Raw genomic sequence first — 289 nt, 5'->3', positions numbered from 1 at the left:
GCAGCAACAAGAGCTGTAATACCACCAATGATCCAGCCAATAGGCGTCGTCATGATTGTGATACCAAGGCTAACAAAAGCAGCTCCCACGGCTGCTAATGCGGCAATGAGTGGACCAAAAATGAAGGAACCAAGAGCTACAAGCCCCACCTTGAAAAGAGTTATTTCACCAATCAGAGGTTCTAGCCATCGAAACCAGCCTTTAATCCTCTCTGTGAGATCACTGATGCCTTTTCTTAAATCAGAGGTAGGATTAAGCAAATCTTGTAAGACTTTTCTTAAGGTTTTCG

General features: G+C 43.9%; 1 pseudogene. It reads right to left on the bottom strand.

Annotated elements, in window-relative coordinates:
• Positions 1 to 289 (bottom strand): annotated as a pseudogene (locus tag ACFINS_RS10705) (phage tail protein); the annotation flags it as partial.

Source organism: Bartonella sp. AA2SXKL, assembly GCF_042197205.1.
Lineage (GTDB): Bacteria > Pseudomonadota > Alphaproteobacteria > Rhizobiales > Rhizobiaceae > Bartonella.
The sequence above is the reverse complement of the archived record's forward strand: the minus strand, read 5'-3'. Positions and strand labels throughout refer to the sequence as shown.